Here is a 23229-nt window from a genome sequence, read left to right as displayed (position 1 = left end):
CACCGCACGAAACTCCGTAGGGTCGCCATTCATGGCGACCTGGTTAAGCACCGCACAAAAACCCGAATTCGAGGTATGTGATGAATGCAAATAATCGCCGTCTGACAGGCGCGCTGATCATCGGTGCAGTGGCGTTACTGCTGCTGCCGTGGTTCAGCCTGGAAGCCGGTTTCTTCAGCAGCGGCTGGTTAACCAGCCTGTGGAGCGACAGCGCCAACGCGCCCGCGCTGTGGCAAGTGGGCGAACATCCGTGGCTTGCCATTGCCATCGCGCTGTTCGTGCTGTGCGCCGGCTGCGGCATCTTGCCGGGCGCGCAGCGCAGCCGTTTGCTGCTGCTGTTCAGCGCGCTTGGCGTGCTGTTTCTGGTGATTGAAGGTCACGCCATTGGCTACAGCGGCTGGAGCTGGCTGTGGCTGGAAAATCGCTTCGGCGCGCTCGCATCGGGCCAACCGGCGATGGGCGCAGGCGCGCTGCTGTTGCTGACCACTTTCCTGCTGCTGTTCTCCTTCGCGCTGGCCGAACGCGGCGTAATGAAAGGTGATGCCTTTGTGGTGGCGTCGCTGGTGCTGCTCACCGCGCTGGTGAGCATCTTCGTGCTTTATCCTGTGCTGAGCATGTTTGTGGTGTCGGTGCAGGACGTGGACGGCAGCTTCAAACCGGATGGCTTGATCAGCAACATTCAGGACCCGTCGATCTGGAGCCTGTCCTGTTTGTCGGGCGGCACCTGCGGCACCGCGTGGCGCACCTTGTGGCTGGCGCTGATGACAGCCGCTGGCTCAACGCTGCTCGGCTTGGCGTTTGCCTTAGCCGCCACGCGCACGCCGCTACCGTTTAAGAAAGCGCTACGCATGTTGACCATTCTGCCGATCATCACGCCGCCGTTTGTGATTGGCCTGGCGCTAATCCTGCTGTTTGGCCGCTCCGGCGTGGTGACGGAACATCTGGCGGCGCTGTTTGGCATCGAACCGGGCCGCTGGCTGTATGGCTTAACCGGCATCTGGATCGCGCAGGTTTTATCGTTCACGCCGATTGCGTTTCTGGTGCTGATTGGCGTGGTGGAAGGCGTCAGTCCGTCGCTGGAAGAGGCGTCACAAACGCTGCGCGCCAATCGCTGGCGCACCTTCACGCGCGTCTCGCTGCCGCTGATGGCGCCGGGTTTAGCCAACGCCTTTCTGATTAGCTTTATCGAAAGCATGGCCGATTTCGGTAACCCGATGGTGCTGGGCGGCAGCCACGGCGTGCTCTCCACTGAGATCTTCTTCTCGGTTGTTGGCGCGCAGAACGATCCGAGCCGCGCAGCGGTGCTGGCAATGATTCTGCTGTGCTTCACGCTCACGGCCTTTGTGCTGCAGCGCTGGTGGCTCGGCGGCAAGAACTTCGCCACCGTCACCGGCAAAGGCGATGGCGGCAAACATGTGCAGCTGCCGCGCGTGCTGCGCTTTGGCGTGTACGGCATGGTGATTCCTTGGGGCCTGTTCACGCTGGTGATCTACGGCATGATTGTGGTCGGCGGCTTTGTACAGTCGTGGGGATTGAATGATGCGCTGACCATCGAGCATTACGTGCGCGCCTTCGGCGTCAGTTTCAGCGACGGGCATCTGCTGTGGAGCGGTGTGGCGTGGAACTCGTTCTGGACCACGCTGGAGATCGCGCTGATTGCCGCACCGCTAACCGCAATAGTTGGCCTGCTTACCGCATGGCTGATTGTGCGTCAGAAGTTCGCCGGTCGTCAGACCTTCGAGTTCCTGCTGATGCTGAGCTTCGCCATTCCCGGCACGGTGATCGGCGTGAGTTATGTGATGGCGTATAACCTGCCGCCGCTGGAGATCACCGGTACCGCGATGATCCTCGTCGCCTGCTTTGTGTTCCGCAACATGCCGGTTGGCGTGCGCGGCGGCATCGCGGCGATGAGTCAGCTGGATAAAAGTCTGGATGAAGCCTCACTGACGCTCGGGGCTAACAGCTTCCGCACGCTGCGCAAAGTGGTGCTACCGCTGCTGAAACCGGCGATCAGCGCCGCGCTGGTTTACGCCTTCGTGCGTGCCATCACCTCAATCAGTGCGGTGATCTTCCTCGTGAGCGCGCAATACAACATGGCAACCTCTTACATCGTTGGGCTGGTGGAAAACGGCGAATACGGTGTGGCGATTGCTTACTCAACCGTCTTGATTGTGGTGATGCTAGCGATCATCGGCATGTTCCAGTGGCTGGTGGGCGAACGGCGTCTGCGCCGCGTGGCCCGTCCGGTCGATATGGCAATTCCGCCAGCTTCAACGTCCTTAACCCAGGAGAGAGCCGTATGACACGCGTAACCGCTGGATCTGTGGTGTTTGAACACGTCTCGAAACGCTTTGCCGGTTTTGATGCGATTCCCGATCTCTCGCTGACGGTGGAGCCCGGCACGCTGGTGACGCTGCTCGGTCCATCCGGCTGCGGCAAAACCACCACGCTGCGGCTGCTGGCAGGGCTGGAGCATCCGACCGCTGGACGTATTTTGATTGGCGGCAAAGATGTCACCAACCTGCCCGCTAACGAGCGCGACGTGGCGATGGTGTTTCAGTCTTACGCGCTGTTCCCGCACATGAGCGCGCTCGACAACATCATGTATGGCTTGCAGTCGTCGGGCATGAATAAGCGTGAAGCGCAGGACCGCGCGCGTGAAGGATTGAAGCTGGTGGGCCTCGAACATCAGGGCCAGCGATTGCCATCCGAGCTTTCCGGAGGGCAGCAACAGCGCATTGCCGTGGCGCGCGCGCTGGTGCTGGAGCCGCAGGTGCTGCTGCTGGATGAGCCGCTCTCCAATCTCGATGAGCGTTTGCGTCGCCGGGTGCGTACCGATATCCGCGATCTACAACAGCGGCTCGGCTTCACGGCGGTGTACGTCACGCACGATCAGGAAGAGGCGCTGGCGGTCTCCGATAAGATTATTGTCATGAAAGAGGGTGATATTGCCCAGCAGGGCGCGCCGGAAAGTCTCTATCACGCGCCGAATTCGGTGTTTATCGCCGACTTTATGGGCGAGGCCAATATTCTGCCGTGCGAAGTAGAGCAGCTTGATGGCAGCGAAGCGCTGGTGCGACTCGGCAGCCAGCGCTACCGCGTGCGCGGCAACGGTTTGAAAACCGGCGCGGCGCAGCTTTCGGTGCGACCGCAGTTCATCACCTTGCGCGGAGAAGGCGCGGGCGCACTGCGCGGCGAAGTGACGCACAGCACGTGGCTCGGCGACCATATCGAATATGAAGTCGCTACCGAATTGGGTTCGCTATTTATTGTCGATGCCGAGATGGAGCAGCAGCTGCCGCTGGCATCGAACGTTGCGATTGATTTTAAACCTCAGGGTTTGGCCCTGATTGCCGGTTAATTTAAGGATGGATCATGAGTGAATTAGACAATGACCCGCTGTTATCGCGCCTGATTTTAGCGGAGAAGGTGGCACGCGCTGGCGGCGCGAAGGCGCTAGAGTATTTTCATCAGCGCGACACTTTAGTGGTGGAGACCAAATACGATTTGCAGGATGTGGTGTCTCGCGCTGACCGCGAAGTGGAACAGATGATCGACCAGCAGATTCGCGCGCAGTTTGCCGACGACGGTTTCCTCGGCGAAGAGTACGGTTTGCAGGAAGGCTCATCGGGTTATACGTGGGTGGTTGATCCGATCGACGGCACCAGTCCATTCCTTAACGGCATGCCAAACTGGTGCGTGTCCGTTGCGGTGCTGCACGACGGCGTGCCGGTGATTGGCGTGATTTTCGCGCCCACTTATCAGGAATGTTACGTCGCCGCTCTTGGTCAGGGTGCGACGCTTAACGGCAAGCGCTTGCAGGTGGATGCCAGTCGCACGCTGCAAAATCATGTCACCGGATTTGGTGCCAACAGCCACGTTAGCCCGGACGAAGTGGGGAAAATCCTTGCGTCGCTGCTGGCGGCGGGCGGGAATTTTATCCGCATTGGATCGGGTGCCTTGATGCTGGCGTGGGTCGCAGCCGGGCGCGTGGTGGGTTATTACGAGCCGTATATGCATGCGTGGGATTGTCTGGCCGGTTATTGCCTGGTGAAAGAGGCGGGCGGCTGGTATCACCCGTTTAACACCGAAGGTGAACGTTTGCTGAAAGGCGCGCAGGTGCTGGCGGTTGCGCCGGGTGCGGAAGCGGATTTGAAGCGGATTGCCGGGTTGTGATGTTGGTTGCGGTCGCCATGAATGGCGACCCTACAAAGATGGTGCGCGCTTTTATGCGGTCGCCATGAATGGCGACCCTACAAAACCGTCGTAGGGTCGCCATTTATGGCGACCTCCTATCAAACCAGAATAAACTCCCGATAACCCGACCAAATCACATAGATCGCGAAATAAACAAAAATCAACGCGGAAGCGAGATAGGAATACTTCAACAAACGCTGCCCAAGCAACTTGCCGCCCATGCTGCCGACCAGGCACAGCACGCAGGTCCATACCACGCCCGCAATAAAGAAACCGCCGAGGAACGATGATGTTGCCGCTGCGCTGCCGTGTCCCATGCGAGAAATCAACGCACCGCCGACGCTGGCAAACCACAAAATCGCGGTCGGCGATGACATCGCCAGCATCACGCCACGACTAAACTCGCGCAGCAGCGATCGATAAGGCTGCTGTTCGGTTTCCGGCAGTGCAGCCTGCTTCTGCAACGCTGCATACAGCATTTTTCCGGCAAACCACAGCAACAGCACACCGCCGCCAATCCACAGCACCCAACGTACGGCGGTGAACTGCAACACAATCGCCATACCCGCCAGCGCCAGCAGCGCATAGATTAAGTCACCAATGCAGGTGCCAATCCCCAACCAAAAACCGTGAAAATAGCCGCGTTGCATCGCCAGCGTGATCATGGCGATATTGGCGAGACCGATATCAAGGCACAACGACAAACTCAGCAGAAAACCATTTGAAAACTGCAGCATAGCAACGTCAGCATCCCTGGCATGTTAAGAGGGCTTCATTAAAGCATGCCGGTAAAACGCAGTAATAATAAGAATTACGCATTTGAGGTGTTTGGGCTGATAGGTTTGGAGGTATTCGTGCTCTAACGGCGGATAAATCCCCGATAATGTGAACATGATCACGCCCGTTCGGCGCGAATCAAAGCAATCCCACTATAGTCGTAAAGCGGCCTGCATCATCGACCGCAATCACAATAAAAAATCCAACGCGACTAACGCTTTCTATAAAGAACATTCCGATTATGGTGGGTACCACAATGAAAAATCACAATAAATCTGTGTCTGGCGGTTTGGCGTCACGTCTAAGCGTGGCATTATCGCTAGCTGTTTTCACATTAGCGGGAAGTGCAATGGCAACTGCAGCGGAACATCACAACCAAACGGCCTTAGTGGGCACATGGACCAGCATCCCGGATGCGCCGTTAGTGCAAAATCCGGTTCATCCCAGCGAAGGCTTGTACCGTTTGAAGGTCAATAGCGACGGCACCCTGACGCCGCTCGATTTCATCAAAATGAAAAGCCCATCATGGATCGTGAAATCGCATGATGGCCGTTTTGCCTACACCACCAATGAAGAGAACGCCGGTGCGGTTACTGCGCTGGCGATTGATCACAGCGGCAAGGTTCGGGTGATTAACGCGGTGGATAGCCACGGCCAGCAGCCAACGCATGCCACCATCAGCCCGGACGGTAAATTCCTGTTTGTCGCCAACTATTCAGTGGCCAAAGGCGGCGCCAGCGTAGCGGTTTTCCCGATTCATCATGACGGTTCGCTCGGCGAGCAGGCGCAGAATTTCCCCTTTGCCAGCGGAAGCGGTGCGGTGAAAAATCGTCAGGATAGCGGCCACGCGCACTCCACCACCTTTACGCATGATGGCAAATACCTTTACGCCGCAGATCTCGGCGGCGACAAACTGCACGCTTATGCCTATCACACGGGCAAAACTCAGCCGCTGGCAGCCGATACCTCGCGCGATGTCTCATTCCCAGCCGGTTCTGGCCCGCGTCATATGGTGTTTTCACCGGATGGCAAACACGCTTACGTCACCACCGAAATGGCCGGTGAAGTGGTGGTGTTTGCGGTGAAGGACGATCGTCTGGAGCAGCAAGAGAAGGTCAAACTGAACACGGAAAACAGCAGCGCCGAGTATCGCAGCGGCGGCGGCATTATCCTTAGCCCGAACGGCAAGTTTGTGATTGCGGCTAATCGCGGCTCAGATAACAGTTTAGTGGTGTTTAAAATTGAGCAGGATGGTTCACTGGGAACGCCGGTGCGCTACAAAGCGGATGGCATTGAACCGCGTGCTTTTGCCTTTGATGCCAGCGGCAAATACCTGTATGTGGCGAACGTGTTCACCAATAACATTACGATGTTCCATTTCAATGCTGAGACCGGTGCGTTAAAAGCCGCAGGTGAAGTGGCGAAGATCGCCACGCCAACGGATATTAAGTTTTTTAATTGAGTTTTGTAGGGTCGCCATTTATGGCGACCGTGCACCATATGAGTGCTTATTGCCATTTAACCGTGCGCATATTTTTCTGAAACGTTGTAATTAATCGCCGAAATATGGCAATCTGCGGCCTGTTAATTATTTGGCCCACTTCTTGCTTTATACAAAATAACGCCCCAACGATGTGGCAACCCTCTTGTTAACGCAGACAGCGCCGTCTGCCGATCGCTTTTATTCTCTCCGGCCTCCCGGAAACACTCCAATTTGACCCTTTCCCTTTCAAGAGGTTGCTATGGCTATTAGTCGTCGTTCATTTATCCAGGGTTCAGCAGTTTCGGCGTTAGGTTTGGCGGCGGGCGTTGCGCCTAAATTCTCTTTCGCCGCCGACAGCAAAGACGCGATTAAAATCGCCAGTATTCTCGACTTATCTGGCGGGCTCGATATCTACGGCAAGCCAATGTCGAACGCAATTAATTTGGCGGCGGAAGAGATCAACGCAGCGGGCGGTTTATTAGGTCGCCCGTTGCAGGTGATTAATTACGATGCGCAATCCAATATGCAGCTTTATGCGCAATATGCGCAGCAGGCGGCGCTGAAAGATAAAGTGGCGGTGGTGCACGGCGGCATTACCTCAGCTTCGCGCGAGGTTATTCGTCCGGTGCTGGATCGTTTTCGTTCGCTCTATTTTTACCCGGCGCAATATGAAGGCGGCGTGTGCGATCGCAACTATTTCTCTTCCGGTTCTACGCCAGCGCAAACCGTGGAAAAACTGGTGCCTTATGCGGTGAAGAAGTGGGGCAAAAAAGTTTACGTGCTGGCAGCGGATTATAACTACGGGCAGATCGTCTCGGCGTGGGTGAAAAAGTCGGTGCACGATAACGGCGGCGAAGTGATGGCGGTTGAATTCTTCCCGCTGGATGTCACCGATTTTGGCGCGGCAATCTCCAAAATTCAGAGCGCCAAACCCGACATGGTGTGGTCAGCGCTGGTCGGTGGTGCGCACATCTCCTTCTATCGTCAGTGGCATGCGGCCGGTATGAGCGGCAAGATCCCGATTGCCTCCACGGTGTTTGGCGGCGGCAACGAACACATCATTCTGTCACCGGAAGAGAGCAACGGCATTCTGGTGGCCGCCAACTATATGCAGGAAATCCCCTCGCCGGAAAACAAAGCCTTCGTCGAGCGATTCCATGCGCGCTACGGCGCGAATACGCCGTACATCAGCGACCTCGCGATGGGCGCTTATCAGGGCATGTTGATCTGGGCGGAAGGGGTGCGCAAAGCGGGCGATATCGATCGCATGAAGGTGATTGAGGCGCTGGAGTCCGGCGTCACGCTGACCTCGCCGAGCGGCAAGCTGAGCGTCGATCCCGCCACTCATCACTGTTCGCTGGATGTGCATATCGCTGAAGTGGAAAACCATCAGATGAAAATACTGGAAACCTTCACCGATCAAGCGCCGGTGGATACCGCGATGGTGTGCGATCTGAAGAAAAATCCGCGCGATACCAAACAGTATCAAATTGAGCTGTAACAGGAGCCGCTATGGATCTGTTCATTATCTACGCCATTGAAGTGCTCAATGCCATCGCCGTGCTGGTGATCATGAGCGTTGGGTTGGCGGTGGTGTTCGGCATGATGAAAATCGTCAATATGGCGCACGGCGAATTCATGATGCTGGGCGGCTACAGCGCCATTCTGGCTACCAATCAGTGGGGTGTGCCGATCTGGATCTCAATGCTGGTGATCGCGCCGCTCACCGTGGGCGTGTTTGGCGCGGTGATTGAGCGCGTGATTATCCGTCATCTGTACGGGCGGATGATCGACACCATGCTGGCGACATGGGGGCTGAGTCTGGCGTTGATCGGTGCCGCCACCATGCTGTTCGGCAACACCACGCTGGGTATCAGTTCACCGCTGCCCAGCGTTAGTATCGGCAATTACGGCACCAGCGGTTATTCGCTGTTCATGATTGTGTTTGCGGTCGGCTTGCTCGGCGCGCTGTGGCTGCTGCTGCGCTTTACCACCTTAGGTTTGTGTGCGCGCGCCACCATGCAGAATGCGCGAATGGCGGCGGCGCTCGGCAGCAATCCGGGCAAGATCTATAGCCTGACGTTTGGCTTGGGCGCGGCGCTGTCGGGTTTGGGTGGCGCGCTGTTAGCGCCGATTACCGGCGTGATCCCGACGATTGGCGTCAGCTTTATTGCCAAAGCCTTTATCACGGTGATTGGCGGTGGCAGCGCCATCATCGCCGGTACGCTCTCCGCCTCCACGCTGTTCGGCACCATTTCGCAGCTGGTGACCTACTTCTCCACGCCGGTGTTTGGTGCAGTTGCGCTGTTGCTGAGCGCCATTGTGCTGCTGCGCTTGCTGCCGCAGGGCATCACCGGGCGCTTCTTCAGGAGATCGCTGTAATGAAACTGTTCTCGGAAAAGATCCAGATTGTCGTCACTTCACTGGCGATGGTGCTGGTGGCGCTGTGGCTGTCAGGCGCGATTGAGCTCTACACCTTGCTGTCACTGACGGTGTTTCTGGTGATGGGCTTGTTGTCGCTCAGCCTGGCATTTATCTGGGGTTACGGCGGCATCCTGTGCTTCGGCCAGGCGGCGTTTTTTGGTTTAGGCGCTTATACCTATGCGATTTGCGCCATCAACTGGGGCGATTCGACGTGGGCAGTGGTGATGGCGGTGCTGCTGCCGACGCTGTTTTCGCTGCTGCTCGGCTACGTGATTTTTTATGGCGGCGTCAGCGATGTCTATCTCGGCGCGATCACGCTGGCGGTGAGTCTGGTGCTGTTTAACTGGGTCAACTCCACCTCCGGCAGCGAATATCACATCGGCGAAGCGCTGTTGGGCGGCTTTAACGGCATTCCCTCGGTGCCAACCCTCAACCTGCCGTTCCAGCCGGATGCCATTTTATCGCCCGAGGCGATCTTTATGGTCACTGCCGGTTGTCTTGCTCTCTGCTACGCCTTGCTGAAGTTCGTGCTGCTGAGCCGCTTTGGCAAAACTGTGGTGGCGATTCGCGAGAACGAACAGCGCGCCGGCTTGCTCGGCTACAACGTGCCGGCGCACAAGCTGGCGACCTTTGCCATCGGCGCGGCGATTGCCGGACTGGCGGGCTGTTTGTACGTGAATTGGGGCGCGTTTGTCAGTCCCGGCGTGTTCAGCATCAGCCAGTCGGCGCAGATCATCATCTGGGTGATTGTCGGTGGACGCGGCACGCTACTTGGCCCGGTGATCAGCTGCGTGCTGCTGCAGTGGATGGTGACGCGGCTGGGCGCGCAGCAAACCGTGGATGTCAATTTAGTGCTCGGCGTAATCCTGGCGGTGTTTGTGTTGCTGATTCCGGGCGGTATTTTGCCGACGCTGCAGCGCCTGTGGCGGCGCAAGCGTCATGCCGCCGCGCCCGCCAGCCGCGCGCAGGTCAGGGAGGTGAAACAATGACGACCAACGTGTTATTGGAAACCCGCAAAATGGGCGTCAGTTTTGGCGGCGTACATGCGGTGAAAGAGGTGGATTTCACCTTACGTGAAGGTGAGTTGCGCTGCCTGATTGGCCCCAACGGCGCAGGCAAAAGCACCTTCTTCAAGATGCTGAGCGGCCAGGTGACGCCGACGCGCGGCGAGTGTCGCTATCGCGAACAGGTGATCTCCGGCAAACGACCGTGGGAGATCGCGCGTTTGGGGATTGGCATTAAAACCCAGGTACCGAGCGTGTTCGAAGGTTTAAGCGTGGGGGAAAATCTGTGGCAGGCAGCGGCAAATAAGCTGGCGAAAGCGGCGCTGCCAGCGGCGATTGAACAGGTGCTGGAGGATATCGGTTTGATCGATCTGCAGCATGCGGTGCTCTCTGAGTTAGCGCATGGTCAGCGGCAATGGGTGGAACTGGGGATGATCCTGATCTCCAAACCGCAGCTGGTGCTGCTGGATGAACCGGCGGCGGGCATGACGCATCAGGAAGTGCGCAAAACCGCGCAGCTGATCAAGGCGATCAATCAGCAGAGCACGGTGGTAGTGGTGGAGCACGATATGGAGTTCATCAGCATGATTGCGCAGCAGGTGACGGTGTTTAACCAGGGCGCGGTGCTGGCGGAAGGCAGCTTCCGCGAGGTGACGCAAAATCCGCTGGTGAAAGAGGCGTATCTCGGCAATCTGGAGATTAAACATGCTTGAAATAAAAGAGATGGTTTCGGGCTACAACAAGATTCCGGTGCTGAACTTATCCGAGCTGTTTGTCGGCGCAAAGTCGTTCACCGGCGTGCTGGGCCGCAACGGCATGGGCAAAACCACGCTGCTACGCACCATTATGGGCGAACTGCCAGCCTGGCAAGGCCGCATCGCGCTGAACGGTATCGATATTACCGGTTATCAGGCGCATCAGCGGGCGGTGGCGGGCATCGGTTTTGTACCGCAAGGACGACAGATTTTCCCGCAGCTGACGGTGGAGGAGAATCTGCGTATGGGCTGCGTGAAACACTTCTCCCGCGCCGGGCAGATTATCGAGCAGATGCTGGAATATTTTCCGCGCCTGAAACGCCTGCTGGCGCAGCCGGGCGGTGCGCTATCGGGCGGCGAGCAGCAGTTGCTGGCATTGGCGCGTTGCCTGTGCGGCCAGCCGCAGCTGGTGCTGCTGGATGAGCCAACGGAAGGGATTCAGCCGAATATCTGCGAGGAGATCATCGAGACGTTGCGGCGCCTGCGCCACGAGATGGATATTTCGATCATTCTGGTGGAGCAAGATATTGAGTTTCTCTATGCGCTCTCTGACCAGATTCATGTGATTGAAAAGGGGCAGATTGTGCAAAGGATCGATCCGAAAACCCAGTCGAGTGCCAGCGTGGCAGAGCAGTTTTTGGGGTTTCATGTTTGAGCATCATTCAAGGTGCGCATGAATGCGCACCCTACAAAACCGCTCCGCATCCTTGTCCGCCCTGACACAGCACCCGGCAGCATCAGCAAAGCACGGATTCAGCCGCTCGCTTACTGTGAGGCTTCCTCATTCGGGATGCGCATAGGGTGAACCATGACTGAACAATCATTACTGGCAATGCTTTCTGGTGTCCGGCTGCATATTTTCCATCCTGATTCACAGAGCGTGCGCGCGTTTTGCGCCTCGCTGACGCAGTTGGGCTGTCACGCGCAGCACAGCTGGCCGCCTGCTGCATCAATTCCTGCGGATGCGCAGCTGCTGCTGCTGGCGATCGATGTGCATCAGCAGCAGCCTTTATCCACTCTGTTTAACAGCGCGCGCGAAAGGGATCTTCCCATCATCGCACTGGCGGATAGCCACAACGCGCGGCTGTTTCCGCTGCTGCTGCAACTTCAACCCAATGCCATCGCCGAGCGTGAACTGAATCCGTTTGCCTTGATTGTGCAGATGATCGGCACGCTACAAACCGTGCGTCATCACCAGCGGTTGCGTGCGGTGCAGCAGGCGCGTAAAGCGCGCGGGGAAAGGTTGGCGCAGGCCAAAGGCGTGCTGATGCAAACCTTCGGGTTGGATGAATCGGGGGCGTATCGCTTGATGCGCAGCGAAGCGATGAACACGCGCAGCAGCATGGAATACACCGCCGAGCGCGTGATCACCACGTTACAAAAGTAGCGGCGCGTCCGGCTGCCTTAACAGGCTGCTGGGCGTGTAACCAAAGGTTTTGCGGAACGCCAGGCTGAAGTGCGACATATCGCTGAAGCCGTGATCCAACGCCACCTGGGTGATATTGCGCGCTTTGCCTTCGGCGAGAATGCGATGACACGCCTGTAAACGTTCTTGCCAGAGGAAGTTCATCGGCGTGGTGCCGTGGGCGGCAAACACCCGGCTGATGGTGCGCGGTGAGACGTGATGCGCATTGGCGATCTGCGCCACCGACAGCTCCGGCTCCTGCAGATTGTGGCGCAGAAAACTCACCACGCGCGAATACAGATCCGGCTTCAGCGCCTCTTCGCTGTGCTGCAAATTGACGCTCACCGAAATCATATTCAGCAGCGTATTGGCAAACTGCTCGGCCAGAAATGGGTTCTCGCGCTCGGGATTGAACACGAACGCTTCCTGTAAAAGCAGCTTGAGCGAAGCCATGCCAGGGCGCGTAAGGTCCAGCGTTTTGCCCGCCAGTTTGGCGGTGGCAGGCGCTTCCTTCTCCATAATGTGACGTGGCAGATGCACGATATTGATCGCCACATTCTCCATGGCAAAATCAAACGGCGTCGCGGCATCGTAAATCACCACGTCTCCCGCGCTGACGCGTGATTGGTTGCCATTCTGCCGCAGCGTGCCGCTGCCCGCGCAAACGTAGCCCAGATAGAAATCGTGATTAGGATGGCGGCGGATACACTGCGGTGTGCGTTGCCACATCAGCGCGGTGTGGGAAACGTGATTGGCAATATCCATGTGACCGAGCATCGAATAGGCAAAGCTGCCGGAAAAGGTGCCGGAGTGCATCTGGCGCGCTTCGGCTTTGATCAGACGCGAGCACACCGCATCACGCCAGGCATCGAAGCGATGGCGGTTATCGAGATCGTCGGTGGTGAAAAGCTCTTTCATATCAGCATCCCCTAAACATGGCGAAAAAGGGCGGAAGTCAGGGAGTTAAAGCAAGTTTCAGGCCATGAGCGGGTGAAATGACCGCCCCGTTGGAGTCGGGGCGGTGAAGGCGGCGGATTTACAACGCAGGATGCTGTTTGTGCCAGTCGGTGACCTGCTGGAAGGCCCACGCGCCCTGAATCATGGTGGTTTCGGCGAAATGTGCCGCGACCAGCTGGAAGCCAATCGGCGCGCCGCTGGCGGTTTTACCGCACGGCAAGGTGATGGTGGGATGTCCGCTGGCGTCGAATGCACTGGTATAGCGCAGCACGCCGTTAAACAGTGCCTGATCAGTACCAAAACGGGTCATGGTGTCCCAGGTCAATCCGGCATACGCGGTGGCCGGTGCCAGAATCAGATCAACCTGAGTAAAGAGCGCGGAGATATCGCCGCGCAGCGCTGCACGGCTGAGCAGCAAGCGCTGATACTCCAGCGCGGTGATGCTGTGACCAAGATCCAACAGGCCAGCGAGGCCGGGACCGTATTGATCTTTCTGCGCTGGATAAGTGTCTTCATGCGCCAGCGCAGTTTCCACGGCGCAGAGTGCGCTCCACTCGGCGGCGGCTTTTTCGGTATCGGGCAAGGTGATATCCACCAGCGTCGCGCCGAGCGAACTCAAGGTGGCAATTGCCGATTGCAGCGCCGCGCGGGTTTCCTCGTCGACTTTCTCCAGTGCCCAGCTTTTATCTACGCCAATGCGCATCTTGCTGATGCCGCGCGTCATCAACGCCAGATAATCGGGCACCGGCTCGCTGCTGGAGGTGGGATCTTTGTCATCGCGACCGGCAATCGCCTGCAACATGGCGGCGGCATCGGCGGCGTTACGTGCCATCGGGCCGATATGATCCAGTGATGCCGCCAGTTCACAGGCACCGTGACGCGTGACGCGGCTCCACGTCGGTTTAATGCCGGTCAGGCCGTTGGCGTTGGAGGGAAAACGAATCGAACCGCCGGTATCGGTGCCAATCGAGCCGAAGCATAAACCTGCGGCGGTGGCGACGCCGGAGCCGCTGGAGGAGACGCCGGTCCACAGCGCGCTGCCCCACGGATTATTCGGGCGGGCGATGTCGGGATGGTGATCGGCGAAGGCGCTTTCGGTTTGCGTCAGCTTGCCGAGAATCACCGCACCTGCCGCGCGGAAGCGCTCCACCACGGTAGAGTCTTCAGTTGGGTAACGATCTTTGTGGATGATCATGCCGTGGCTGGTGGGTGCATCTTTGGTCCAGATCAGATCTTTGAGCGCAATCGGTACGCCGTGTAGCGGGCCGCGCATTTTGCCTTGGGCAATTTCGGCGTCGGCTTCAGCCGCCTGTTGCAGCGCACTGTCGCGCATCACGTAGAAGTAGCTGTGTAAGTCGCGATCGAGCGTATCGATGCGCGTCAGCAGGGTTTGTGTGACCTCTACCGAAGAGATTTCGCCCGACTGAATCAAGCGGCCAATTTCCAGCAAGCTTTTGTAATGCAGGTTATTCATCGTGACCTTACCTCGTGATTGAGAGATGTGTTGATGAATAACGTAAGTCACTGCGTGAAGTGCGGCTGTGTTTAGGCGGACAGATGTTATGTCTGGAATGACAGGTTGGGCAGTTGTGGTGAGAAGGTCGCCATGAATGGCGCCCCTACAGTAGGGTCGCCATTTATGGCGACCGAATAATGTAAACGTGACTAAAGCTGCTCACTAATACGCCGATAACACTCAGGAATAGTACACAACGAGGATTATTTTCATGCTAAATGGGATTGGCAGCAGCGTACTGAGAAATTTAATCGCATCGAATGCGGTGGTGACGCCAGCGGTAAACAACAAATCCGCGCAAAACGCCCTGACGGCGCAAGCGTCCACCAAAGTCACCTTCAGCGAGGCGAGTGACGCCATCGCCGCTATCTATAAAATCGAACCCGCGCAGGTCAAAAGTTCCGTCGATGTCACCAGCAGCCTGCAAGCGCAGCTCAACGGTGCCGCACATGCCAGCGGCGTCGGCATGAACGGTCTCGGCAGCACCTTACTGAGCAATCTGGCCAGCAATCGCGGCGACGTAACCTTGAGCGTGCCAGCGACCGAAGCGGTGAGCGGCGCAAAGAGCAGCAGCCAAAGCGCGTTGGCACTGACCATCACCACGCAATCTGGCGTGCAGGTGAGTTTGCAGATGACGCGTCAGCAGGGCGGCTTGGTGGTGGAGCTAAAAACCAGTGGCGGCCAGTTGAGCAACGATGAAGCGGCGGCGATGGGGCAACTGTCTGCGGGCTTGCAGAAGGCGCTGGATGGTCTGGATGGCAGCACCACCAAGCTCGATATCAGCGATCTGATGAAGTTTGATAGTTCAGTGCTGAAAAGCGTCGATTTGAAGACCGATCTGCGGAATGGCAATAACGTCACGCAATCTCTGAATCTGCATGCTGACGATCAGGAGCGCTGGCTTGGTTTCCATAACGGCGATGTCAGCATCAAACTTGATACTGATATGTCGAAACTGACGCAAGCGGGCAGCGCGGTGCAGCAGGCGGCGGCACTGGATCAGTGGAGCAGCAAATTCGATCAGGCAGCTTCGCGCGGCCATGGCGATAGTGACATGCTGGCGCTGTTTAAAGACAGCTTCCGCGCGCTCAACACCACCGAAGGTAAAGCGGCGGAAAGCATCAATACCCAGCGCGTGAAGTCGATTGATGCCAATGCGGCGAAGAACGGCGCGATCAGCGGGCTGGCGGACTTCTCGGCTACGTATCAGCAGACGCCGGTTTCCGGAAATCCGTATAAGCCGGAAGAGCAAGACACCTTCTCACTTAACGTGGCGCAAAAAACCGCTGCGCAGACGCATGGCGATACCCAGGATTTGACCCAGCAAACGCTGTTTAAACTGAAGGCCAGCTTCCACACCGCGCTGGATTCTGCCTCGGCGGTGAAATTGACCGAACAGAAGTCGTCGCAAAACTATAAGTACCATTTGATTGATGACGAAGAGCGTAGCCAGACATCGGTGACGCAGAATAAGAAAGGCGATTTGACCGCGAATTATTCCCAGCAGCTGACGCAAAATGAGACGGTGCAAACCTATCAGCTGGCGAAGTTGATCGATAGCGTGCAGATCCCGCACAGCGCGAAAAACGAATTCACCCGCAGTTTCGCCGCCGCGCAGTTTGATGCACAAATATAAAATCGTAGGGTCGCCATTAATGGCGACCTAATAAAATTCCGCACAATGCCGTAGGGTCGCCATAAATGGCGACCCTACGTTATATGCATTATTTAAATTTTTATTGCGTTATTTGATCTTAAGAATTACACGCCGCTTTTTTATACTCGATAATTGCCCGCAGCGCCGCCGCTAGCCTGTTGTTGTGCTTGATTAAATCCATAGCTTAATAATGGCAACGCATTGCCGGATATAGCATAACCGCGCTATTTACTTGTTTTAACCCCGCTGATTATCATCGCTTTCAATCCGTTATTCATTCCACGGCCTGCTGAGTTTTTCAGTGCAGGCTTACACTTCGCTGTGCAGTAAAAGTGAAATCAGCTATGACGCAAAACAGTGACGAGATTATTAACCGCGCGGCGGTAATAAACAGCGATGAACAAGCCATCGCCGCCGCACGCCATTTGGCCGAGCAGGCGAAAGGCGGCGCAGTCGAACGCGATCAGCAACGCATCTATCCGATCGCGCTGCTCAACCAATTCACCGCGTTGGGCCTTGGCAGCATCAGTGTGCCACGCGAATTTGGTGGTGCAGGTTTGTCGTACCAAACCATGGCCGAGGTGTTTCGTCTGATCTCCGCCAGCGATCCGTCGCTGGGGCAGATTCCGCAAAACCACTTTGGCCTGATTCAGTTCATCCTCGGCGAAGGTTCAGCGGCGCAACAGCAGCAACTGCTGAGCGCGGTGGTGCAGGGCAAGCGTCTTGGCAATGGCGGGCCGGAGAAAAACACCAAACACACGCGTGATGTGCAGGCGCAGCTGGTGACAACGTCACAGGGCCTGCAGCTCACCGGCGAGAAGTTCTACTCCACTGGCGCGTTGTTCGCCGACATTCTGGTTACCACCGCAATGCACGATCAGCAGCCGAAGATGGCCTTTATTCCGCTGCCAGCATCGGGCTTGGAGATTGTTGATGACTGGTCCGGTATCGGCCAGCGCACCACCGCCAGCGGCACGGTGAAACTGCAGCATGTTGCGGTAGATCCGGCATTATTAATGTCGCTGCCCGCAGCCGAAAAACCGACGCTGCGCGGTGCGGTTTCCCAGCTGATTCAGGCGGCGATTGATGCGGGCATTGCGCAAGGCGCGCTGGATGAGGCGCTGGAGTTTGTGCGCAGCAGCTCGCGACCTTGGGTGGATGCCAATGTGAGCCGCAATGCCGACGATCCCTACATCCTCGCCGATGTGGGCCGCATCAGCACCGAACTGAGCGCCGCCAACGCACTGCTGACGCGTGCGGCCCGCGTGCTAGACAGCATCGATCAGCAGGCGCTGACCGCCGAAAACTGCGCGCGCGCCTCGATTGCGGTAGCGGAAGCTAAAGTGCTCACCACGGAAGTGGCGCTGCGTGCCAGCGAGAAACTGCTGGAATGGGGCGGCAGCCGCGGCACCTTGCTGCGCCACGGACTTGATCGTCACTGGCGTAATGCACGCACCCACACGCTGCACGATCCGGTGCGCTGGAAAACCCACGCCATCGGCAACTATTACCTCAATGATGCGCTGCCTGCGCGTCATGCGTGGATTTAAGGAGCAACCATGACGCAGGTATCGCCCAAACAGCGCGCGACGCGCATCACTCATGCCCAGCAGGCGTTGCAGGTCGCGCAGGAGCTGGCGGAACGTTTTCGTGCTGGTTCTGCCCAGCGCGACCGCGAACGTGAACTGCCGCACGCTGAATTGCAGCAGCTGTTTCAATCCGGGCTCGGTGCCATCACCGTGCCGCGTGACTTTGGCGGCATTGAGATTTCTACCGCCGAACTGGCAGAGATTTTCGTGCTTTTGAGCGCCGCCGACGGTTCGATTGGTCAGGTGCCGCAGAACCATTTTTACGCGCTGGAAGTGTTGCGCATCAACGGCAGCGAGGCGCAGAAAAAGCGGCTCTACGCCGAAGTGCTGGATGGCGTGCATCACGGCAATGCGCTGGCGGAATTCAGTTCGCCTGCCGCACATCAACGTTCTACGGCGGTTTCGCAGCAGGCGGAAGGATTGCGCCTCAACGGCAACAAGTTTTACTGCACCGGCGCGCTGTATGCCGACCGTATTCCGACGCTGGCGATTGCCGATGACGGCAAAGAGCAACTGGTGTTTGTACCGCGCCATCAGCACGGCGTTAACGTGATTGATGACTGGAGCGGTTTTGGTCAGCGCACCACCGGCAGCGGCAGCGTGCAGTTCCGTGACGTAGCCATTGCGCCGGAAGATGTGGTGCCGTTCCAGACGGCATTTGAGCGTCCGAGCACCGTTGGGCCCTTTGCGCAGATTATGCATGCGGCTATCGATCAGGGCATCGCGCGGGCGGCGTTTGATGACATGCTCGATTTCCTGCGTCAACGCGCGCGACCGTGGCCGGACAGCGGTGTGGATCGTGCCAGCGACGATCCGTTGACGCTCGATCGCACCGGTCGTCTGGCCGCACGTCTGAGTGCGGGCGATGCGCTGCTGGCGATTGCCGGTGATGCGGTTGACGTGGCGCAGCGCGATCCCAGCGCCGAAAACGTAGCGCTGGCGTCGGTGGAAGTCGCGAAGGCGCGCGCCTGGACCACGGAAGTGTCGCTGGAGGCCAGCAATCTGCTGTTTGAACTCGGCGGATCGCGTTCCAGCCTGCGCGAACACAACTTCGACCGCCATTGGCGCAATGCGCGCACCCACACCTTGCACGATCCGGTGCGCTGGAAATATCCGGCAATCGGCAACTATCTGCTGAATGGTGTGTTGCCACCGCGTCGGGGGACGATATGAGTCAAAAACAGATTCTGCTTAACGCCTTCAATATGAACTGCGTTGGGCATATTCATCACGGTATGTGGACGCATCCGCAGGATCGTTCGGTAGATTTCAACTCGCTGGATTACTGGCTGGATCTGGCTCGCTTGCTGGAGCGCGGGCTGTTTGATGGGCTGTTTATCGCCGACATTCTCGGCGTGTATGACGTCTATCAGCAAGGCATTGGCCTGACCGCTAAAGAGTCGATTCAGCTGCCGGTCAACGATCCGCTGATGTTGATTTCCGGCATGGCCAGTGTCACGCAGCATCTGGGTTTTGGCGTCACCGCCAATCTGAGTTATGAAGCGCCATATCCGTTTGCACGCCGCCTTTCCACGCTCGATCACCTGACCAAAGGGCGCATCGGCTGGAACATCGTCACCGGTTATCTCGATAGCGCCGCGCGTGCCATGGGCCAGCAACAGCTGCTGGCGCACGACCGCCGCTACGATCAGGCCGATGAGTTTCTCGATGTCACCTACAAGTTATGGGAAGGCAGTTGGCAGGATGATGCGCTGGTGCAGGATAAAGCCCCTCGGCGCTACGCCGATGCCAGCAAAATCCATCAAATCAATCATCAGGGCGAGTTTTATCAGGTGCAAGGTTATCACCTGAGCAGCCCGTCACCGCAGCGTACGCCGCTGCTGTTCCAGGCCGGTTCATCGGCGCGCGGCGTGCAGTTCGCCGGACGTCACGCCGAGTGCAGCTTTGTCAATGCCGCGTCACCGGCAGCGATGCGCGAGCAATCAACGCGCCTGCGCCAGGCGGCGGTGGCGGCCGGACGCCATCCTGACGATCTGCGCATCTTTATGGGCGTCAGCGTGATTGTCGCGCCCACCGAACGCGAAGCGCAGGAGAAGCATAAAAGCTACCTCGAATACGCCAGCCCTGAAGCCGGTATCGCGCACTTCTCCAGCTCGATTGGCCTGGATCTGGCGGCGTTCGAACTGGATGAGCCGATTCAAACCGGCGACACGCGTGCCATTGAATCAGTGAGCAAAGCCTTCAGCGGCTGGACGCGCCGCCGTTTGCTGGAGCAGCACGCGATGGGCAGCCGCTATCCGCTGATCGTCGGCAATCCGAGCCAGGTCGCCGATGCGTTGATTACGTGGATTGATGAAGGTGATATCGACGGCTTTAACCTGACGCGCATCCTCAATCCACAGAGCTACCGCGATTTTATCGATCTGGTGGTGCCGGAATTACAGCAGCGCGGCCGCTTCAAGACCGCGTATCAGCCCGGTTCGCTACGGCAGAAAATTTTTCAACAGCAGGACCGCTTGCCCGATCGCCATCCGGCGGCGCGCTGGCGCGACGGCGTTAACCTTCGTTAATTTAACCTCAGGGATCTGATATGAACATTGCTCGTCATTTTGCGCTGGCTGCCAGCGTCGCACTGCTGGCGTTTAGCGCCGTCGCCGCCGAAAACTACAGCGGTCCGTTGAAAGTCGGCACTACCGCCGCCTTTGCACCGCCGCTGGAAACCGCGGTTGCCGAGGCGAAGAAACAAGGGTTAAACGTTGAGCTGGTGGAATTCACCGACTGGACCGCGCCGAACGTCAGCGTGGAAAACGGTGATATCGATGTGAACCTGTTCCAGCACAAACCGTTCCTTGAGAACGCCAATCAGCAGGGCGGATTCCATCTGGTGCCGTTCGCGCCAGCGATCATCAATAACATCGGTCTCTATTCGAAGAAACATACCGCGATTGACCAGATTCCCGATGGCGGCACGGTGGCGATTGCCAACGATCCGATTAACGGTGCGCGCGGCCTGCTGCTGTTGCAAAAAGCCAGGCTGATTACCTTGAAACCGGGCGCGGGCCTCAAATCCACCGTGGATGACATCGTCAGCAATCCGAAGCATCTGAAGATTATTGAAGTGGAGGCGGTGCAGCTGTCGCGTTCGCTGGATGAAGTCGATTTAGCGCAGGGTTATCCACACTATCTGCGTCTGTCGAAGACCATCGATCCGAACAGTGCGCTGCTGTTTGATGGCCTTGAGCATCCGGAATACGTGATTCAGTTCGTGATCCGCGACGGTCATCAGAACGATCCGCGCCTGGCGAAGTTCGTTGATATCTATCAACATTCGCCGGTGGTGCGCGCCAAACTTGATGACTTCTACGGCAAGCTGTATCAGCCGGGCTGGAGCCAGTAAGCATGGTGAGCCTGACGCTACCCGGCGAGCGCGATGCGCTGCTGTCACCGACGGCTGAGACGGCAGGGAAAATCCACGTGCAGATTCGAGGCCTGAGTAAACGCTATCCCGGACAAACTCAGGACGCGCTGAAGGAGGTGGATCTGCAGGTTAAGCGCGGTGAGATTTTCGGCATCATTGGGCGCAGCGGCGCGGGTAAATCCACGCTGATTCGCTGCCTCAATCGGCTGGAAAATCCCACTCGCGGTCAGGTGGTGATTGACGGGATCGATCTCGGCACGCTGAGCGATCGTCAACTGGTGGATTGGCGACGCGGTACCGGCATGATTTTCCAGCACTTCAATTTGCTATCGGCAAAAACGGTGCGGGAAAACATTGAGCTGCCGATGAAAGTGGCAGGCGTTCCTGTGGCGCAGCGGCGGCGCAAAGTGGATGAACTGCTGGCGCTGGTGGGCCTTGAGCAGCGCCAGCACGCCTGGCCTGCGCAGCTATCCGGCGGGCAGAAGCAGCGCGTCGGCATTGCGCGCGCGCTGGTGCACGATCCGGAACTGCTGCTGTGTGATGAAGCCACGTCGGCGCTCGATCCGGAAACCACGCGTTCGATTCTGGCGCTGCTGAAGAAGATCAATCAACAGCGGCACATCACCATCGTGCTGATTACCCATGAAATGGATGTGGTGCACGATCTCTGTCATCAGGTGGCGGTGATCGATCAGGGCGAAATCATTGAGCGTGGGCCGGTGTGGCAGGTGTATAGCGATCCGCAGCAAGAGACTACGCGACAGCTGCTTAATCCGCAGTTCAGTGCGCTGCCGGAAGCCATTCAACCGCTGCTGACGCCGACGCGTCAGCGTGGCGATTCACGCTTGCTGGTGCGTTTACGCTACACCGGGCAAGGCGCGCAGCCGGATTTGGCGGCGCTGAGTGCGCGGGTTGGCGGGGAGCTGACGCTTATTTATAGCGCGGTGGAGTGGGTGGATAGCAAACCGACCGGGCAAATGTTGCTGCTGCTCGATGCACAGCATGACGCGGACGCCGCGCGGAAGCGGTTAACCCCGATTGCGGACCAACTGGAGATACCGGGCTATGTCACTGGCTATTGATCGTTTGTGGATTGGGCTGCTGGATACGTTGCTGATGGTCGGCGTGTCGTCGCTGCTGGCGCTAGCGCTCGGATTACCGATGGCGGTGATTCTGGTGGTAACCGGACGCGGCGATCTGTTCCCCAGCCCGCTGCTGAATCGCGTGCTGGGCTGGGTGGTGAACCTGTTCCGCTCGATCCCGTTTTTGATTCTGATGGTGGCGCTGATTCCATTTACTCGCTGGATCGTCGGGACTACCTACGGCGTGTGGGCGGCAGTGGTGCCGCTGACATTGGCTGCGACGCCGTTCTTCGCGCGCATCGCCGAGGTGAGCCTGCGCGAAGTGGATAAAGGGCTGACCGAAGCGGCGCAGGCGATGGGTTTCCATCGCTGGCATATTATCTGGCATGTGCTGCTGCCCGAAGCGCGGCCCGGCATTGTCAGCGGATTTACCATTACGCTGGTGACGATGATTAACGCCTCGGCAATGGCGGGCGCGATTGGCGCGGGCGGGTTGGGGGATTTGGCGTATCGCTACGGTTATCAGCGTTTTGATATGCAGGTGATGCTGACGGTGATTGTGGTGCTGGTGGCGTTGGTGACAGTGCTGCAGTTTTTTGGCGACAGTTTGTCGCGCAGGTTGAATCACCGTTAGGTGCGGTGTTTGGCTAGGTCGCCATGAATGGCATAATGCCGCTCAGTTAAGCGCAGAGCGACTTTCGTTCGCCATTTGCTGAGGCAGTTGCAGTACCCTGGTGCGGCGACCGAGCAGAGGGCGCCTGGCCGCGCCCTCTGCACTCCCGGGCCCTGCGCCAGCCCAACCCGCCGCTGCGCGGTACCTTCACTCATTCACGATTCCTGACGGACCGGTGTCGATTCGCTCCTGCTCAGCGCCACCTCTCGCCGCATCCATGCGGCTCGCCCTGGAATCCCTCATTCGCTCAGCGGGTTAGGATGTCGCCTCAACACCCGCGCTGCAGCGACTATGCATTTTCCTGACTCACCATCGCTACAAATCCCGTAGG

At 57.9% G+C, this 23229-nt stretch carries 20 protein-coding genes; 17 read left to right on the top strand and 3 right to left on the bottom strand.

The annotated features are described in order from the left end of the window. The first annotated feature begins 80 nt into the window (after positions 1–80). The 3 genes from BM323_RS14335 to BM323_RS14325 are packed head-to-tail and all read left to right on the top strand — an operon-like array spanning position 81 to position 4176. Complete coding sequence (locus BM323_RS14335) at positions 81–2303, top strand: ABC transporter permease (RefSeq protein ID WP_008109397.1); 2223 nt, start codon at positions 81–83, stop codon at positions 2301–2303. Then, the gene (locus BM323_RS14330; RefSeq protein ID WP_008109395.1) at positions 2300–3361 is read left to right on the top strand and encodes an ABC transporter ATP-binding protein; all 1062 of its coding nucleotides are present in this window, start codon (positions 2300–2302) and stop codon (positions 3359–3361) included. The genes BM323_RS14335 and BM323_RS14330 overlap by 4 nt, the downstream gene beginning before the upstream one ends. 14 nt (positions 3362–3375) lie before the next feature. Further along, on the top strand, positions 3376–4176 hold the full coding sequence (locus tag BM323_RS14325) for an inositol monophosphatase family protein (protein ID WP_008109393.1): 801 nt from the start codon (positions 3376–3378) through the stop codon (positions 4174–4176). 119 nt (positions 4177–4295) lie between these two features. On the opposite strand, the gene BM323_RS14320 is transcribed toward BM323_RS14325, so the two are convergent. After that, positions 4296–4934: a LysE family translocator gene (locus BM323_RS14320; RefSeq protein ID WP_008109391.1), complete on the bottom strand. Its 639-nt coding sequence runs from the start codon at positions 4932–4934 to the stop codon at positions 4296–4298. Between the two features lie 389 nt (positions 4935–5323). Between BM323_RS14320 and BM323_RS14315 the strand changes: the two genes are divergently transcribed. The 7 genes from BM323_RS14315 to BM323_RS14285 all read left to right on the top strand — a co-directional run bounded on the left by BM323_RS14315 (position 5324) and on the right by BM323_RS14285 (position 12027). Next, positions 5324–6436 (top strand): lactonase family protein, encoded by a 1113-nt coding sequence (locus BM323_RS14315; RefSeq protein WP_008109389.1) that lies wholly within the window; start codon positions 5324–5326, stop codon positions 6434–6436. A 280-nt stretch (positions 6437–6716) separates the two neighbouring features. Beyond that, on the top strand, positions 6717–7958 hold the full coding sequence (locus BM323_RS14310) for an urea ABC transporter substrate-binding protein (RefSeq protein ID WP_008109387.1): 1242 nt from the start codon (positions 6717–6719) through the stop codon (positions 7956–7958). Between the two features lie 11 nt (positions 7959–7969). Beyond that, on the top strand, positions 7970–8839 hold the full coding sequence (locus BM323_RS14305) for a branched-chain amino acid ABC transporter permease (protein WP_008109384.1): 870 nt from the start codon (positions 7970–7972) through the stop codon (positions 8837–8839). Beyond that, a complete protein-coding gene (locus BM323_RS14300; protein ID WP_008109382.1) occupies positions 8839–9870 on the top strand; it encodes a branched-chain amino acid ABC transporter permease in 1032 nt (343 codons plus the stop codon). Before BM323_RS14305 ends, BM323_RS14300 begins: the two co-directional genes overlap by 1 nt. Then, the gene (locus BM323_RS14295; protein WP_008109380.1) at positions 9867–10598 is read left to right on the top strand and encodes an ATP-binding cassette domain-containing protein; all 732 of its coding nucleotides are present in this window, start codon (positions 9867–9869) and stop codon (positions 10596–10598) included. Before BM323_RS14300 ends, BM323_RS14295 begins: the two co-directional genes overlap by 4 nt. Further along, complete coding sequence (locus tag BM323_RS14290; protein ID WP_008109378.1) at positions 10591–11295, top strand: ABC transporter ATP-binding protein; 705 nt, start codon at positions 10591–10593, stop codon at positions 11293–11295. Before BM323_RS14295 ends, BM323_RS14290 begins: the two co-directional genes overlap by 8 nt. A gap of 153 nt (positions 11296–11448) precedes the next feature. Beyond that, the gene (locus BM323_RS14285; RefSeq protein ID WP_008109376.1) at positions 11449–12027 is read left to right on the top strand and encodes an ANTAR domain-containing response regulator; all 579 of its coding nucleotides are present in this window, start codon (positions 11449–11451) and stop codon (positions 12025–12027) included. Here BM323_RS14285 and BM323_RS14280 read toward each other — a convergent pair. Both BM323_RS14280 and BM323_RS14275 read right to left on the bottom strand, forming a co-directional pair. Further along, positions 12016–12963, bottom strand: a complete 948-nt coding sequence (locus tag BM323_RS14280) for a helix-turn-helix domain-containing protein (RefSeq protein WP_008109375.1) — start codon at positions 12961–12963, stop codon at positions 12016–12018. The genes BM323_RS14285 and BM323_RS14280 overlap by 12 nt on opposite strands. 118 nt (positions 12964–13081) lie before the next feature. Then, positions 13082–14476, bottom strand: coding sequence for an amidase (locus tag BM323_RS14275; protein ID WP_008109374.1), 1395 nt, complete (start codon positions 14474–14476; stop codon positions 13082–13084). A gap of 253 nt (positions 14477–14729) precedes the next feature. On the opposite strand from BM323_RS14275, the gene BM323_RS14270 reads away from it, so the two are divergent. The 7 genes from BM323_RS14270 to BM323_RS14240 all read left to right on the top strand — a co-directional run bounded on the left by BM323_RS14270 (position 14730) and on the right by BM323_RS14240 (position 22859). Continuing rightward, positions 14730–16154 (top strand): hypothetical protein, encoded by a 1425-nt coding sequence (locus BM323_RS14270; protein ID WP_008109373.1) that lies wholly within the window; start codon positions 14730–14732, stop codon positions 16152–16154. A 365-nt stretch (positions 16155–16519) separates the two neighbouring features. Continuing rightward, on the top strand, positions 16520–17725 hold the full coding sequence (locus BM323_RS14265; protein WP_091004025.1) for an SfnB family sulfur acquisition oxidoreductase: 1206 nt from the start codon (positions 16520–16522) through the stop codon (positions 17723–17725). Positions 17726–17734: 9 nt separating this feature from the next. Beyond that, entirely contained in the window at positions 17735–18937 is a 1203-nt protein-coding gene (locus BM323_RS14260) for an SfnB family sulfur acquisition oxidoreductase (protein ID WP_008109371.1), read from the top strand. After that, positions 18934–20295: an LLM class flavin-dependent oxidoreductase gene (locus BM323_RS14255; RefSeq protein ID WP_091004022.1), complete on the top strand. Its 1362-nt coding sequence runs from the start codon at positions 18934–18936 to the stop codon at positions 20293–20295. The genes BM323_RS14260 and BM323_RS14255 overlap by 4 nt, the downstream gene beginning before the upstream one ends. A gap of 20 nt (positions 20296–20315) precedes the next feature. After that, a complete protein-coding gene (locus tag BM323_RS14250) occupies positions 20316–21122 on the top strand; it encodes a MetQ/NlpA family ABC transporter substrate-binding protein (protein ID WP_008109369.1) in 807 nt (268 codons plus the stop codon). A gap of 2 nt (positions 21123–21124) precedes the next feature. Beyond that, positions 21125–22225, top strand: a complete 1101-nt coding sequence (locus BM323_RS14245; protein WP_008109368.1) for a methionine ABC transporter ATP-binding protein — start codon at positions 21125–21127, stop codon at positions 22223–22225. Continuing rightward, positions 22209–22859, top strand: coding sequence for a methionine ABC transporter permease (locus BM323_RS14240; protein WP_008109365.1), 651 nt, complete (start codon positions 22209–22211; stop codon positions 22857–22859). Before BM323_RS14245 ends, BM323_RS14240 begins: the two co-directional genes overlap by 17 nt. Positions 22860–23229: the final 370 nt, after the last annotated feature.

This window comes from Pantoea sp. YR525 (genome assembly GCF_900116775.1).
Taxonomy (GTDB): domain Bacteria; phylum Pseudomonadota; class Gammaproteobacteria; order Enterobacterales; family Enterobacteriaceae; genus Pantoea; species Pantoea symbiotica.
Note: the sequence above shows the minus strand (reverse complement) of the source record. Positions and strands in the feature narration are given on the sequence as shown.

Bases quoted from the DNA above. Each gene is read 5' to 3' on its own strand.
- BM323_RS14335 (WP_008109397.1), top strand. From the start codon at position 81: ATGAATGCAAATAATCGCCGTCTGACAGGCGCGCTGATCATCGGTGCA.
- BM323_RS14330 (WP_008109395.1), top strand. From the start codon at position 2,300: ATGACACGCGTAACCGCTGGATCTGTGGTGTTTGAACACGTCTCGAAA.
- BM323_RS14325 (WP_008109393.1), top strand. From the start codon at position 3,376: ATGAGTGAATTAGACAATGACCCGCTGTTATCGCGCCTGATTTTAGCG.
- BM323_RS14320 (WP_008109391.1), bottom strand. From the start codon at position 4,934: ATGCTGCAGTTTTCAAATGGTTTTCTGCTGAGTTTGTCGTTGTGCCTT.
- BM323_RS14315 (WP_008109389.1), top strand. From the start codon at position 5,324: ATGGCAACTGCAGCGGAACATCACAACCAAACGGCCTTAGTGGGCACA.
- BM323_RS14310 (WP_008109387.1), top strand. From the start codon at position 6,717: ATGGCTATTAGTCGTCGTTCATTTATCCAGGGTTCAGCAGTTTCGGCG.
- BM323_RS14305 (WP_008109384.1), top strand. From the start codon at position 7,970: ATGGATCTGTTCATTATCTACGCCATTGAAGTGCTCAATGCCATCGCC.
- BM323_RS14300 (WP_008109382.1), top strand. From the start codon at position 8,839: ATGAAACTGTTCTCGGAAAAGATCCAGATTGTCGTCACTTCACTGGCG.
- BM323_RS14295 (WP_008109380.1), top strand. From the start codon at position 9,867: ATGACGACCAACGTGTTATTGGAAACCCGCAAAATGGGCGTCAGTTTT.
- BM323_RS14290 (WP_008109378.1), top strand. From the start codon at position 10,591: ATGCTTGAAATAAAAGAGATGGTTTCGGGCTACAACAAGATTCCGGTG.
- BM323_RS14285 (WP_008109376.1), top strand. From the start codon at position 11,449: ATGACTGAACAATCATTACTGGCAATGCTTTCTGGTGTCCGGCTGCAT.
- BM323_RS14280 (WP_008109375.1), bottom strand. From the start codon at position 12,963: ATGAAAGAGCTTTTCACCACCGACGATCTCGATAACCGCCATCGCTTC.
- BM323_RS14275 (WP_008109374.1), bottom strand. From the start codon at position 14,476: ATGAATAACCTGCATTACAAAAGCTTGCTGGAAATTGGCCGCTTGATT.
- BM323_RS14270 (WP_008109373.1), top strand. From the start codon at position 14,730: ATGCTAAATGGGATTGGCAGCAGCGTACTGAGAAATTTAATCGCATCG.
- BM323_RS14265 (WP_091004025.1), top strand. From the start codon at position 16,520: ATGACGCAAAACAGTGACGAGATTATTAACCGCGCGGCGGTAATAAAC.
- BM323_RS14260 (WP_008109371.1), top strand. From the start codon at position 17,735: ATGACGCAGGTATCGCCCAAACAGCGCGCGACGCGCATCACTCATGCC.
- BM323_RS14255 (WP_091004022.1), top strand. From the start codon at position 18,934: ATGAGTCAAAAACAGATTCTGCTTAACGCCTTCAATATGAACTGCGTT.
- BM323_RS14250 (WP_008109369.1), top strand. From the start codon at position 20,316: ATGAACATTGCTCGTCATTTTGCGCTGGCTGCCAGCGTCGCACTGCTG.
- BM323_RS14245 (WP_008109368.1), top strand. From the start codon at position 21,125: ATGGTGAGCCTGACGCTACCCGGCGAGCGCGATGCGCTGCTGTCACCG.
- BM323_RS14240 (WP_008109365.1), top strand. From the start codon at position 22,209: ATGTCACTGGCTATTGATCGTTTGTGGATTGGGCTGCTGGATACGTTG.